Raw genomic sequence first — 13,278 nt, forward strand, 5'->3', positions numbered from 1 at the left:
CGTAGGTGCAGCTCAGGTCAGCCTTCCCTGGCTGGCGGGGTCGGTCGGGTGCTGCCAGCCTGGGGTCATGACCCAGATGCTGGACATGCCCCAGGTGCAGGACTGCTCGGTCGACAGCTGTTCGTACAACGCCGAGCACACCTGCCACGCCGGCGCCATCACCGTCGGCGGCGACCACGCCCACTGCGGCACCTTCGTGGAGATCTCCTTCCGCGCCGGGCTCGACCGCACCGGCGTGGTCGGTGCCTGCCACCGCTCGGACTGCGTGCACAACGAGGCACTGGAGTGCCGCGCGTCCGCAGTGCAGGTCGGCTCCGCCGCCGACAAGGCCGACTGCCTCACCTACACGACGCGCTGACCCACCGGGGCCCGGGTCAGCCGACCAGCTGCTCCAGCTGGTCGGCGCAGGGCACCGGCTCCAGGGCCAGGGTCGGCGTGCGCAGCGCGCCGTCGGCCACCGACAGCGCCGCGACCGGGTCGCCGTCGTCCACGAGGACGGCCCGCCCCGCCGTCGCGACCCCCCGCAGCGCGGCGAGCACCGTGTGCCGGTCGCGCGCGGCCAGTCCGTCGGTCAGGTGGTCGACGAGGACGACGGACGCCGCGCCGGCGCGCGCCTGCTCGACGGCGCCCAGTCGGTGCCGGACGTCGTCGTCGGGCGAGGCGGTCAGCCGCAGCACGGGCAGCGACGCGTGGCCCCCGGCGCACCGGGCGCTGCCCGGGTCGAGCGCGGCCATGGTGGCCGCCCGCGTCGCCGCCGGCCCCAGCAGCACCGTCACGCCGCCGACCGGCAGTCGCAGACCCATCGAAACCCACCTCACGTCGAGTGAGGCGAGGCTAACCTGATCGACTGCCCAGGCGCCAGCTGCGCAGGTCAGGCAGGCGCGGCCCGGTCGTCGGGGCGCGGCAGCAGCCAGGACAGCCCGGCGCGTTCCAGCACGGGGCGCAGCCGGTCGGGCAGGTGCAGCAGCTGCAGCTCGGCGCCCCGGCGGCGCGGCTTGCGGGCGAGGTGCACCAGCAGTTCCAGCCCCGCCGCCTCCAGGGCGGTCACCGCCTCGAGGTCGACCCGTTCCGGCCACGACGACGGCGGCACCTCGCGGCGGAACCGGCGCACGGTCTCCCGGTCGATCCGACCGCTGAAGCGGAGCAGGGGGCCGGAGCCGTCCTCCGCGAGGACGACCGCGCCCGATCCGCTGCGATCCGGGCCGATGGTCACGGGGGGCTGGGTACCCGCTCATCCCGGCTGAAACGTGGTCCGGGGTGAAGCCGCAGGTCAGTCGGGCGGGCTCGCCCGGAGGGGGTGGGCGGCCACCCGGTGGCGGCGGTGCGCCCGGAGGCGGTGGGGGAGCTGGGGTCAGCGGGGCGGGCGGCGGTGACCGTTCGAGCCCGGCCTGCCGATGACGGTTGCAGAGCGCGCCGACTTCCCCGGCGCGGTCGTCGAACAGTGGGGGTCTCTGGCGTGAGTGCGTCGAACGGGCACCAGCCCAGGACGGCGGTGGGGCGGGGTGCCGACGCCGCCTGGTGGCTGGTCGACGAGGACGGCGTCGTCCTGGCCGGGCCGTTCCCCAGCCAGCTGGACGCCGCCGTCACCGGGCTGACGGCCGACGGCTGGTTCGCCGAGCCGGGCTACGGCTCGTGCCGGCCCGACGGGACCCTGTCGCGGCAGTTCTCCCCCGAGGACCGCACCTGGCTGGCGCACCTGTCCGCGCTGCTGGACCGGCTGGCCGACGACTGGGACCCGCTGATCTCCGACGCCGACCCGCTCACCGGCCTGGTCTGCGAGATCACCGCCGCCGTCGCCGAGGCCGGACTGCCGCTGCACGACTGCGCGGGCCGGACGGCGGACCGGGCGCTGGGCGGGGTGTGCCTGACGCCGAGCCCCGAGCGGGACGGCGTGGTCGTCTCCTGGACCCAGCACGACCGGACGTCGGTGGGGCGGGTGCGCGGCCCGGAGACCGACGCCGCGGTGCAGCAGACGATGAACGCCGCGGTCGCCGAGGTGCTGTCGGCGTCCGGGTTCCTGGTCGAGGCCCTCGGCGCGGTGTCCGTCGTCCGCGCCGCCGACAATCCCACCTCATGGGAGTGACGTCCCACTGCATGGTCTGACTCGGGGATCCTGCGCGGGTGGACACCTACACGCACGGGCACGCCGAGCCGGTCCTGCAGTCGCACCGCTGGCGCACGGTGGAGAACTCCGCCGGGTACCTGCTGGCCTCGTTGCGTCCCGGCATCGACGTGCTCGACGTGGGCTGTGGGCCGGGCACGATCACCGTCGACGTCGCCGCCCGGGTGGCGCCGGGGCGCGTCGTCGGGCTGGACGTCGCGCCCGCCCCGCTGGCCGAGGCCCGGGAGCTCGCCGCCCGGGCGGGGGTGGACGTCGAGTTCGCCGTCGGCGACGGCTACGCGCTGGCCTTCCCGGACGCTTCCTTCGACGTGGTGCACGCCCACCAGGTGCTGCAGCACCTGACCGACCCGGTGGCTGCGCTGCGCGAGATGGCCCGGGTCTGCCGGCCCGGGGGAGTGGTCGCCGTCCGGGACGTCGACTACGCCGCGACCACCTGGTTCCCCGCCGCGCCGGGCCTGGACCGCTGGCTGGAGCTGTACGGGCAGGTGGCCCGGCGCAACGACGCCGAGCCGGACGCCGGGCGGCGGCTGCTGTCCTGGGCGCACGCCGCCGGACTGCGGGAGGTCACCGCGACCACCTCGGCCTGGTGTTTCGCGAGCCCGGCCGAGCGGGAGTGGTGGGGCCGGTCGTGGGCCGGGCGGGCGACGGCGTCGGCGTTCGCCGAGCAGGCGGTGGCCCACGGGCTGGCCAGCCCGGCGGAGCTGCAGGAGGTCGCGGACGCGTGGCTGGCCTGGGTGGCGGCCGACGACGGCTGGCTCGGCATGCTGCACGGCGAGCTGCTCATCCGGGTGTGAGTCGGCAGCAGGGTGTGATGCTCTGTGCGCAAGTGGGGGTTCGAATCGGAGCACCGGCGAGGCGATGCGGCGTCCTTCAGCCGTCAGGTCATGGGGTGAGGCCGGCGGCTGCGCCAGCTGAGGACCGACAGCCACGCCAGGCCCGACAGGAAGCTCACCCCGACCAGGGCCGTGGGCGTCCAGGCCGGCTCCTGGCGGACGACGATGCCGGTGGCAGGGTCCGTCCACGTGCAGGTGAGACCCAGCGGAAGCCAGGACTCAGCGGTGTTGACGCCCCAGCTCTCATAGGGCGGGGAGTACGGCACTCCCCGGTCGAGGCAGACCTGGCTGCGGCCGTCTCCGAGTGCCGGTGCCCAGGCCATCGCGAGTGTGCCCACGGTCAGCCAGCAGCCAGCAGCAGGAGCGCGACGCCCGGATGCGCGCGCACACGGGGCTGCCCCGTGGTCGGTCTGGTCATCTCGCCCAACTGATGCACCGGGGGCCGTCAGCCGTCGTCACGCCACGGAGGATGCCGGGTCAACACGCCGCAGCACTGCAGAAACGCGCCGGCGGTACTGGCGTCCCGAGCTGCCGGAACGTCGTTCGACTTGCGCACATCTGTCAAACGACCTTGCTGCCGAGCTCAACCGGTGTCGGCCCGGCGAGGCGGCCAGGCCCCGGGCGGCGGCGCGGCCGGTGGCGACCCGGCCGCGCAGCGCGTCCTCGTCGTCCCAGCACGTCGGCGGAGACCAGCAGCCAGCCGTCCAGCTCCCGGCCGCGCATCACCATCCGCGCCACGCCGTCGTCGGCAAGGGTCAAGCGGTGTCGGACGCCGCGGAGGAGGCGAGCAGCCACCGGGAGCTGCGCCCCAGCCGTGCCGGGGACGAGGACCTCACCGACGCGGCTCACGAGCACCGGAGCTCAACCGGGCTCGAGGACGGCGTCGTCCGGTCCCCGCCGAGGGCGGACGTTCCACGTGCAACCGCGGAGGCGGCTCAGGCGGCCTGGGGGAAGCGGACGTGCGCCTCGAGGGTCGCCAGCGAGCGGTGCATCCCGATGGTCACCGCCGCGAGGGCGAAGAAGCCCTCGTCGTCGCCGATCTCGGAGCCCCGCAGCAGCGCGGTCAGCCGGTCCGCCGCGGTCAGCGCCGTCGTGATGGCCGCATCCCGGTCGTCCGGCTCGGTGTCGGTGGCGTGGTACGGGATCCGGACCACGCCGGCCAGGCCGTCCAGCGCATCGGCGAGCACCCAGCCCGTGCCGTCGTCCACCCGGTCCAGCCCGCGCCGGTGCGGCTGGAACTCCACCACCAGCGTGGTGAGGTCGTCGATCAGGACGGCGACGCGGTCCAGCGCGCGGGACTGCTCGCGGATGCTGCTCGCCGTGCCCCGCCAGCGCCGGGCCCGGGGGTTCGCCCGCCGCGCACGCTCGACCATCGCCTCGGCGGAACGCATCCGGTCCAGGGCGCGGTCCAGCTCCTCCCCGCGGACCTCCCACTCACCCAGCTCGGGCACCTGCCCGCTGCGCAACGACGTCGCGATCGTCTCCAGGTGCTCGCCGAGCAGGGTCCGGGTGCGGGCGATCCGCTGCTCGGCGGTGGTCAGCTGCAGCGGTGGGAACAGCAGGCTGGTCACCAGCACGCCGATCACGGCGCCCAGCAGCGTCAGCCCCGCGTACCGGAGCGCGTACTCGGCCGGGTCCGCCGTCCCCACGGTGAGCATGAGGACGGCGGCGAAGCTGACCCAGCCGGCCTGCTCGCGGAACAGCCACCGCCACTGCTCGACCACGATCGCCAGCGCGACGATCAGCGCGATGGTGATGGCGTTGGAGACGCCCCGGGTGGCCTCGAACAGCGCCACGGCGAGGGCGAACCCGACCAGGATCGCCACGATGCTGCGCCAGGCCGCCGACGCGGAGTCCGCCACCGTGGGGCTCACCGCGATCACCGCGCCCAGCGGCGCGTAGTAGGCGTACGCGGCCAGCGACGGCGGCAGCAGCAGCGCGACCTGCCAGGACAGCCCCGCCGCCAGTGCCGCCCGTACCGCCCGCTGCACCCACGGCTGCTGCAGCCGCGCGATCACCCACCCCACCCCGTCAGCATGCGGGCGGCCGGCCGCGGTGCGCACGTGGCCCGGAGGTGACGTCCACCTCCCGGGGGAGGCGCCGGGCGCCGGGTCGACCCGCCCCGCCTGACGGTGAGCCGCGCCACAGCGTGGCTCACCGTCAGGGTCCGCGGCTCAACCCGGGCCGGCGTCGCCGTCCTGCCGGGCGGCGTTGGCCTGGACGGCGGCGCTCACGTACTGCGCCAGGCCGGGGGCGATCCGGTCGTAGTGCGCGGCGAACCGCTCGTCCTCGACGTACATCCGGCCCAGGCCGGCGTGCATCTCCGGAGAGCAGTCGTAGAACTCCCGGCTGATCTGCTGCCGGTGCTCCTCCGCGATCTCCATGGCGGTCGCGGAGTCGGCGGGGACGCCGGCGGCCATCGCGGCGGCGAACCGGCGCTCGACGTCGTCGGTCTCCGCCTTGACCCGCAGCCAGTCGTCCTTGCTCATCGCCGTCGTCCGGCGCTGCGACTGCGCCCAGGCGTCGGTGCCGCCCCACTTCTGCTCGGCCTCCGCGGCGTACTCCTCCGGGAGCCAGTCGCCGAACACCTCGAACCGTTCCTCCGGGGTCAGGGAGATCCCCATCTGCCGTGCCTCCATCTCCTTCTCCACGGCCGCGACCATCGCCCGGGTGCGCTCGAGCCGGTCCCGCAGCAGCCGGTGCTGCCGGCGCAGGTGCACCGCGGGGTCGGCGTCGGGGTCGTCCAGCAGGGTCGCGACCTCGTCGAGGGGGAACCCGAGCTCGCGGTAGACCAGCACCTGCTGCAGCCGGTCCAGGTCGTGGACGTCGTAGCTGCGGTAGCCCGCCGACGTGCGCTCGCTGGGCCGCACCAGCCCGATCCGGTCGTAGTGGTGCAGCGTGCGCACCGTGACGCCGGCCAGCCGGGCCAGCTCGCCCACCGTCCAGCTCATCGCCCCTCCTCTCTCTCGTCGACGGAGACCACGGAACAGCCTGACGTCGGGTCAGGGTCAAGCCGTTTGCGGCAGGTGCGCCACGGGGAGCATCTGGGCATGGCCGATGACGCCCGCACGCCCGTGCCCGCTGACGACCCGTTCCCGCGCTCCCGGGTGCGGGTCGGTGACCACGAGATGGCCTACGTCGACGTGGGGGAGGGCGATCCCATCGTGTTCCTGCACGGCAACCCGACGTCGTCCTACCTGTGGCGCAACGTGATCCCGCACGTGCGCCACCTGGGCCGCTGCATCGCCCCCGACCTGATCGGCATGGGGGAGTCGGACAAGCTGCCCGACCCGGGGCCGGGCAGCTACTCCTTCGACCGGCACGCCCAGTTCCTGGCCGGCTTCCTGGACGCGGTCGGCGTCACCGAGCGGGTCACCCTCGTGCTGCACGACTGGGGCTCGGGGCTGGGCTTCGACTGGGCCGCCCAGCACCCCGACGCCGTGCGCGGCATCGCGTTCGCCGAGGCGATCGTCACCCCGATGATCTGGGCCGACTGGCCCCGGGCGGCCAAGCCGGTGTTCCAGGCGATGCGCGGGGCGGACGGTGAGCGCAAGGTGCTCGACCAGAACGTGTTCGTGGAGAAGATCCTGCCGGCGGAGGTGCGGCGCGGGCTGTCGGCGGAGGCGCACGACCGGTACCGGGCCCCGTTCCGCGAGCGGGCGGACCGCTGGCCGACGCTGGAGTGGCCGCGGCAGATCCCGATCGAGCACGTGCCGCCGGGCGTGCACGACGTCGTCGACCGGTACGGCCAGTGGCTGGCGCACAGCGAGGTGCCCAAGCTGTTCCTCAACGCCGAGCCGGGGTCGATCCTGGTCGGCCGGCAGCGCACCAAGGTGCGGCGGTGGCCGGCGCTGACCGAGGTCACGGTGCCGGGCGGGCACTTCGTGCCCGAGGACTCCCCGGATGAGATCGGCCGCGCGCTGGCGGAGTGGATCCCGACCCTGCGCTGAGTTCCCGGACGAGGCAGAGGAGGCTCTCCACCCGGTTGTCCGCTGGGACCGGGTGCGGAGCTTCCTCTGCCTGCGGAGAGGGGCGGGTCAGCCGTGGCGGCCGCTGCCCTGGCGCTCGTGCCGGATCCGGGTCATCGACTCGTTCGCCGAGGCGATCAGCGACTCGGGGGTCGACGCCCGCCCGGACAGCGCCACACCGACGCTGAGCCGGATCCGGCAGCAGAGCTCGGGAGCGGGCTGCAGCGGTGCGTCGAAGGCCGCGGCGACCCGGCGGGCGATCCCCTCCGCGTCGGCGGGGTCGATGATGCCGGGGCACAGCAGCACGAAGGTCTGCGCGCTGATCCGGGCGACGACGTCGCCCTGGCGGACGGCAGAGACCAGCCGGCCGGCGGCCTCGGCACGGGCAGCGTCGGCGACCGGACGGCCGTGGGTGTCCTCCACGGCGGTGATCCCGTCGAGGTTGCAGGAGAACACCGCCAGCCGGCCGGCGTCCGGCCCGGTGGCGGCGAGCGCGAGCTCGAGCCGGTCGATGAGCAGGCTGCGCACCGGCAGACCGGTCAGCGGGTCGGGGACCGTGCGCTGCCGCAGCCGCTGCGCGAACTGCCGCTGGGCGGCGACGACGGCGGCCGTCTGCACCAGCACATCCTGCGACTGCTCGAAGCGGATGGTCTCCATGGTCGGTGCTCCCGTTCGCTGGGCGGCCGCACCTCGGCCGTCGCATCAGGAGTCGGCAGCACCGGCCGCCGGCTTGAGCGCCGGTTGACCCCGGGGGAGGAGTCAGCCCGCCAGGGTGCGGACGGTCTCCACGACCGCGACGACGGCGAAGACGGCGAACAGCACGGCGGCGACCCGGCGGATCAGCGCGACCGGCAGCCGGTCGGCGAGCTTGCGGCCGAGGAAGGCGGCCAGGCCGGAGACGACGAGCAGCGCGGCCCAGGAGCCGAGGAAGACCGACAGCGGCTCCTCGTAGCGGGCGGCGAGCCCGGCGGTGGCCAGCTGCGAGAGGTCGCCCCACTCGGCGGCGAACAGCACGCCGAAGGAGATGGCCGCCGCGCGCAGGAAGGACGTCTGCTCGCGGGCCGCGGCGGCCTCGGCGTCCTCGGGCCCCTCCTTCGCGCTGCGCCACAGCAGCACCGCGCCGACGAGGAAGAGGGCAGCGACCACCCCGCTGACCAGCGCGTCGGGCAGCAGCGACAGCAGCGAGCCGGCGGTGACGGCGATCGCCACCTGGAGCCCGAACGCCGTGCCGACGCCGACGAAGACCGGGAGTGCCGGGAACCGGGTGGCGAGCACCAGGGTGGCGAACAGCGTCTTGTCCGGCAGCTCGGCAGGCAGGATCAGGACGAAGGCGGCCAGGACGACCGAGGGGACCACAGTGCTCTCTTCCGCTCGGCGCCGCCGGGCGGGGATGCGGGGCAGCCCTCGACCGGCGGCGCACCATCAAGGTGGCCGCGAGGCCGAAGGTCTCGCCCACCCGCGCCGGAGCACGGGCCCGCTGACCGGGCGCGCGAGCGCGCCAGCATGTCGACCAGCGGTCGGGGGGCTACTCCCCTTCTCGGCCCAGGAGACTAGCCGATGCCCCGGGGTGGGCAGCACGGCCACCGCCGCGGCGGGCACCCACGCCCGATCGGCCCCGCCCCGGCGGGTGGCGTGCGGCGGCCGGCGCGCGGGAGGGGTCAGTCGCGGGCGGTGCGGCGGGCGATGCGGGCGGCGAAGACGCCGGCGGACCAGCCGTTGTCGATGTTGCTCACCACGACGCCGGGCGCCGCGGAGTTCAGCATGGTCAGCAGCGCGCTGAACCCGCCGAAGGTGTTCGCCTGCCCGGCGGAGGTGGGGACGGCGACCACCGGCACCTCGGTGAGGCCGCTGACCACGCTGGCCAGCGCGGCGTCCAGGCCGGCGACGACGACCAGGCAGTCGACGTCGGAGAGCAGGGAGGGGTCGGCCAGCAGCGGGCGGATCCGGCTGCCGCCGACGTCCTCGACCCGCACCACCTCGGCGCCGCTGACCCGGGCGACGAACGCGGCCTCGGCGGCGATCGGGGTGTCGCCGCTGCTGGCGCACAGCACCGCGATCCGGCCCACCGCCTCGGGCACCGGGCCGACGGCGGCGGCCATCGCCACGCCGTCCATCGTCGTGTACGCGTCGTGCTCGCTGGCCAGCGCGACGAGGGTCTCGGCGCTGGCCCGCACCACCACGGCCGGGTGGTCGGGGTGGTCGCGGCGGGCCTCGCGGACCAGCGCCAGCACCTGCTCGGTGCTGCGGCCGGTGGCCCAGATGACGTCCGGCCCGAACGGGGTGACCACCGGGTGGGCCGCCGGGGCGGGCGCGGGCGCCGGCGCCGGGGTGGGCGCGGGGGCCGGGGCGGGCTCGGGATCGGCCGGCTGCTCGGTGCGCGGCCGCCGGGCCGCGGGGACCGAGCCGAAGAGCTCGTCCAGCGGGCTGCGCGGGCGCGCCGGCTGCACCGGCGGCTCCATCAGCAGGGACGCGAAGCCGTTGAGGTCGCTCTCCGGCTGGTCGTCGGTGGGGCGGTCGGCCAGCGGGGAGGTGCTCACGTCGCCGACGATAAGCGCCACGCCGGCCGAGCCCGGGACCTCGCCGGAGGCCGTGCCGGGCGCCGTCACACCGGCCCCATCGGCCCCGTCCGCGGCCCGGGTCTGGGTCACCCCGGACAGCCGGACGACGCGGTCGCGGCCGGCCCGCTTGGCGTCGTAGAGGACGCCGTCGGCCGCGGCGAACAAGGTGCGGCGGTCGTCGCCGCGGGCGGCCTGGGCGATGCCCACGCTGATCGTGACCGGCCCCTCGACGCCGAGCGCCGACCAGTCGTGGGTGGCGATCGAGCGGCGGATCCGCTCCATCGCCCGCTCCGCCTGCTCGGCCGTGGTCTCCGGCAGCAGGATGACGAACTCGTCACCGGCCCAGCGGCACACCTCGTCGGTGTCGCGGCAGCCGTCGACCAGCAGCTGGCCGACCGCCCGGAGCACCGCGTCGCCTCCGGGGTGGCCCGCGGCGTCGTTGATCGCCTTGAACCGGTCGATGTCGACCACCGCGAGCGCCGGGGCGGCGCCGGAGGTGAGCAGCCCGTCGAGCCGGGCCTCGGCGTACCGGCGGTTGGGCAGGTGGGTCAGCGGGTCCTCGTAGGCCTGCCGGCGCAGCTGGCCGGCGGCCCGCTCGGTCTCCAGCAGGCTCTTGCGCCGGCCGAACAGCTCCACCCAGCGGGTGCGCCGCTCGTCGACCCGGTCCAGCTCGTCGGCGAGGTAGGCCTGCAGGTAGGGCAGCGCGCGGGCGGCGTCGTCCAGGTCGGCGTGCAGGGTGCACAGCTCGCGCAGCGCTGCCCGGCGCAGCCGGGCCAGCCCGTGCTCGGTGGCCACGGTCAGCGCGGCGGCCAGGTGGTCGTCGGCGCGGCGCGGCTCGCCGGACCGGCGCAGTGCCCGGCCCAGGCCCAGCTCCGCCGAGGCCAGCAGCGACCGGTCGCCGGCCTGCTCGGCGGCGCTGACGACGGCGCCCAGCAGCGGCAGGGCCGCGGTGTGCTCGCCCAGCCCGACCAGCGCCCAGCCGTGGACCACCTGGGCGTCCAGCACGGCGGGGTCGTCGGCCGGCAGCTCCTCCAGGGCGCGCTCGGCCAGCCGGCGGGCCTCGGTGAAAGCGGCGTGCGCCGACTCCAGCCCGCCGTCGTCGAGCACGCCCTCGCCGACCTCGGCGGACAGCGCGGCCAGCCGGGTGGCGGCCTCGCCCACCAGGCTGCGGGCCAGGTCGCCGTCGTCCGCGGTGGCCGCCGCGGCGGCGGCGACCTCGGCGGCGCGACGCTGGTAGTCCAGCGCCAGCGGCATCAACTCCAGGTCGGCGAGCACCCCGGCCAGCGCGCTGAGCGTGTGCACCAGCAGTGGACCGGGCGGCATGGCCGGGTCCAGCAGGCTGGCCGCCTCCACCGCCTCGTCCATCGCGGCGTCGACCCGGTGGGACAGCAGCTCGATCCGCGCGTGCCGGACCAGCCCGGCGGCCCGCTGCAGGCCGTCGTCCTGGGCGTCGAACGCGGCGCGCGCCGAGCGCACCAGCGCGATCGCCTGCGCGGCCCGCTCGGCGGACTCCGACCGCGTCTCCCGGTCGACCGGCTCGTCGTCGCCGGCGGCGCTGCCCTGCAGGTCCAGCGGCGGTTCCTGCTCGGGCCCGCCGTCGACGAGCGGCTCGCCCAGCAGCGACCAGCCGGCCAGCCGCAGCCGGCGGACCAGCAGTTCCGCGCGCAGCGTGTCGGCCCAGGCCCGGGCCAGCGACGCCCGGGCGCCGCCCCGCTCGTCGGCCGGCGGGGCGGGCAGCTCGCCCTCGACCTCGGCGAGCAGCCTCTCGGCCTGGTCGAGCTCCCAGTTGGCCAACGCGGAGCTGACCCGCTGGTGCAGGAGTCCGGGCGGCACGAGGGCACTCTGCACGGTGGCCCCGGGCGTGTCACGCACCTGGGCGTCGGCCCGCTGGGCGGTGTCGTCGCCCCGGGAGCCGTTCAGGCGCAGGGTCACGAGACCACCTCGCCGTCGTCGAACGCCCAGCCGGGCCGGCGGGGTGCGCCGCTGAGCACCCGGGAGACCAGGTCGTCGACCGAGGTGGTGGCGGCCGGGGCGCGGGCCGGCGTGGCCGGTGGCTGGTCGCCGCCCGGGGCGCGGACCCGGTTGCGGCCCCCGCGCTTGGCCGCGAAGAGGTTGAGGTCGGCGCAGTCGAACAGCTGCCGCCACGTCCGGGCGCCGGCGGCTCCGGGCGCGTCGGTGCTGGCGACCCCGATGCTGACCGTCAGCGGTGCCGGGACCTGCAACGCGGCCCAGTCGGCGTCGGCGACGGCGCTGCGCAGCCGCTCCATGGCGACCACCGCCTGCGCCTCGCCGGTGTCGGGCAGCAGCACCAGGAACTCGTCGCCGGCCCAGCGGAAGACCTCGTCGCCGGTGCGGCTGTGCTCCTCGAGCAGCGTCGCGACCGTGCGCAGCACGGCGTCGCCGTGCAGGTGGGAGTACTCGTCGTTGAAGGACTTGAAGCCGTCGATGTCGACCACCGCCAGCGAGACCGGCTCCCGGTCGTCGCGCAGCTCGGCCATCCGCTGCTCGGCGCTGCGCCGGTTGCCCAGCCCGGTGAGGGTGTCCTCCATCGCGTGCCGCCGGAGCACCGCCGTCTGCCGCTCGGCCTCCCGCAGCCGGCTGCGCCGGACGAACATCTCCGCCCACAGCTCCCGGCTGCGCAGGTGCGCCCGGCTCGTCTCGGACCGGTAGGCGTCCAGCCAGTGCAGCGCCTCCCCGGTGAGCCCCAGGGCCGCGGTCGCCTGGCCCAGCTCCAGCAGGCACTGGCGGTAGCGGCGCAGGTCACCGGCCGCGGCGAAGGCGCCGGTGGCCGAGACGAGCAGCTGCAGTGACTCCTCGCCCAGCTCTGGCGGCGGGGTGCCGGCGCGTGGGCCGGGACGGGCGGCGGCCTGCCGGGCGCACAGCCGGGCCAGCAACCGGGCCAGCGCCAGGTCGGCGTAGCCGGCCAGCCAGGGGCCGGTGTCACCGGCGGCGAGGTGGCGCCGGACGCGCCGCAGCGGGGGGAGCGCGGAGTCCAGGTCGCCGGTGAGGGCCAGCGACCAGGCCTGCACCACGTCGAGCAGGTCGACGTCGGCATCGGTGGGCTCCCAGGCGAGCTCCCGGGCGGTGGTGGCGTAGCGCAGCGCCGCCTCGGCCAGCTCGCGGGACCGGGCCAGGTCGCCCCGCCGCTGCACCGTCTGGGCCAGCTCGACGTGCTGCTGGGCGCACAGCCTCAGCAGCTGCCAGCGGTCGCCCAGGTCGGGCAGCCGATCGGCCACGCGGGCACCGCGCCGGGCCTGGCTGACGGCGAGCTCCTCGAGGTCCAGCCGGGTCAGCGCGAGCGAGAGCCAGTGGTGTGCCTGGTGCAGCGCCCGGGAAGGGGTGCCGGACGCGCCGATCTGCTCGCCGAGCTGGTCGGCCAGCAGGCTCGCGTCGACGGCGAGGTGCAGGGCGGCGTCGTACCGGTCGGCGCTCACCTCCACGTGCGCCAGGTAGGCCAGGGTCAGCGCGCGCTCGGCCGACACCGGGCAGCGCTCGAGCGCGGCGCGGGCGGCGGCGACGGCGGAGGCGGCCCCGTCGGTGTCGCCGTCCAGCAGGAGGGCGCGGGCGCTGAAGGCGTGCGACCAGGCGCTCCACGAGGGCTGCCGGGTGGCGGTGAGCACGACGGCGGCCCGGTCCAGCTCGGCGGTGAAGGCCCGGGCGTCCCCGGCGCTGCTGGCCGCCAGGAGGCGCCAGCGGACCGTGTCGAGCATCGGCTCGAGGGTCTCGGGCGCCGCGGTCACGCGTACCTCCTGTCAACTGTCGGGGGACGTGACGAGCACGTACCCGGCCGGTGACGA

Annotated in this window: 13 protein-coding genes; 4 read left to right on the forward strand and 9 right to left on the reverse strand. The window is 76.0% G+C overall.

Annotation, left to right across the window (positions count from 1 at the left end; translation table 11 throughout):
- Positions 1 to 67: 67 nt before the first annotated feature.
- Positions 68 to 358 (forward strand): DUF1540 domain-containing protein, encoded by a 291-nt coding sequence (locus tag ACI783_RS10080; protein WP_457140324.1) that lies wholly within the window; start codon positions 68 to 70, stop codon positions 356 to 358.
- 16 nt (positions 359 to 374) lie between these two features.
- On the opposite strand, the gene ACI783_RS10085 is transcribed toward ACI783_RS10080, so the two are convergent.
- Both ACI783_RS10085 and ACI783_RS10090 read right to left on the reverse strand, forming a co-directional pair.
- A complete protein-coding gene (locus tag ACI783_RS10085; protein WP_457140325.1) occupies positions 375 to 803 on the reverse strand; it encodes a hypothetical protein in 429 nt (142 codons plus the stop codon).
- Between the two features lie 68 nt (positions 804 to 871).
- Complete coding sequence (locus tag ACI783_RS10090) at positions 872 to 1,213, reverse strand: STAS domain-containing protein (protein ID WP_457140326.1); 342 nt, start codon at positions 1,211 to 1,213, stop codon at positions 872 to 874.
- A 243-nt stretch (positions 1,214 to 1,456) separates the two neighbouring features.
- Between ACI783_RS10090 and ACI783_RS10095 the strand changes: the two genes are divergently transcribed.
- Together ACI783_RS10095 and ACI783_RS10100 are read left to right on the forward strand one after the other, a co-directional pair.
- A complete protein-coding gene (locus ACI783_RS10095) occupies positions 1,457 to 2,083 on the forward strand; it encodes a hypothetical protein (protein ID WP_457140327.1) in 627 nt (208 codons plus the stop codon).
- Positions 2,084 to 2,121: 38 nt separating this feature from the next.
- On the forward strand, positions 2,122 to 2,916 hold the full coding sequence (locus ACI783_RS10100) for a methyltransferase domain-containing protein (protein ID WP_457140328.1): 795 nt from the start codon (positions 2,122 to 2,124) through the stop codon (positions 2,914 to 2,916).
- Positions 2,917 to 2,999: 83 nt separating this feature from the next.
- Here ACI783_RS10100 and ACI783_RS10105 read toward each other — a convergent pair whose 3' ends face one another.
- The 3 genes from ACI783_RS10105 to ACI783_RS10115 all read right to left on the reverse strand — a co-directional run bounded on the left by ACI783_RS10105 (position 3,000) and on the right by ACI783_RS10115 (position 5,906).
- Entirely contained in the window at positions 3,000 to 3,278 is a 279-nt protein-coding gene (locus ACI783_RS10105; RefSeq protein ID WP_457140329.1) for a hypothetical protein, read from the reverse strand.
- A gap of 612 nt (positions 3,279 to 3,890) precedes the next feature.
- On the reverse strand, positions 3,891 to 4,982 hold the full coding sequence (locus ACI783_RS10110) for an FUSC family protein (protein ID WP_457140330.1): 1,092 nt from the start codon (positions 4,980 to 4,982) through the stop codon (positions 3,891 to 3,893).
- Between the two features lie 147 nt (positions 4,983 to 5,129).
- Positions 5,130 to 5,906: a MerR family transcriptional regulator gene (locus ACI783_RS10115; RefSeq protein ID WP_457140331.1), complete on the reverse strand. Its 777-nt coding sequence runs from the start codon at positions 5,904 to 5,906 to the stop codon at positions 5,130 to 5,132.
- A 99-nt stretch (positions 5,907 to 6,005) separates the two neighbouring features.
- Here ACI783_RS10115 and ACI783_RS10120 point away from each other — a divergent pair, with 99 nt between their 5' ends.
- A complete protein-coding gene (locus tag ACI783_RS10120) occupies positions 6,006 to 6,905 on the forward strand; it encodes a haloalkane dehalogenase (protein WP_457140332.1) in 900 nt (299 codons plus the stop codon).
- Between the two features lie 87 nt (positions 6,906 to 6,992).
- Here the strand turns inward: ACI783_RS10120 and ACI783_RS10125 are convergent, their stop codons facing one another.
- From ACI783_RS10125 to ACI783_RS10140, 4 genes are all read right to left on the reverse strand, one after another.
- A complete protein-coding gene (locus ACI783_RS10125) occupies positions 6,993 to 7,580 on the reverse strand; it encodes a diguanylate cyclase domain-containing protein (protein ID WP_457140333.1) in 588 nt (195 codons plus the stop codon).
- Between the two features lie 102 nt (positions 7,581 to 7,682).
- Positions 7,683 to 8,279, reverse strand: coding sequence for a TMEM165/GDT1 family protein (locus ACI783_RS10130; RefSeq protein ID WP_457140334.1), 597 nt, complete (start codon positions 8,277 to 8,279; stop codon positions 7,683 to 7,685).
- A 302-nt stretch (positions 8,280 to 8,581) separates the two neighbouring features.
- Complete coding sequence (locus tag ACI783_RS10135; protein ID WP_457140335.1) at positions 8,582 to 11,413, reverse strand: diguanylate cyclase domain-containing protein; 2,832 nt, start codon at positions 11,411 to 11,413, stop codon at positions 8,582 to 8,584.
- Positions 11,410 to 13,221: a GGDEF domain-containing protein gene (locus ACI783_RS10140; protein ID WP_457140336.1), complete on the reverse strand. Its 1,812-nt coding sequence runs from the start codon at positions 13,219 to 13,221 to the stop codon at positions 11,410 to 11,412. The genes ACI783_RS10135 and ACI783_RS10140 overlap by 4 nt, the downstream gene beginning before the upstream one ends.
- Between the last annotated feature and the right edge of the window lie 57 nt (positions 13,222 to 13,278).

Source organism: Modestobacter sp. SYSU DS0511, from assembly GCF_054050755.1.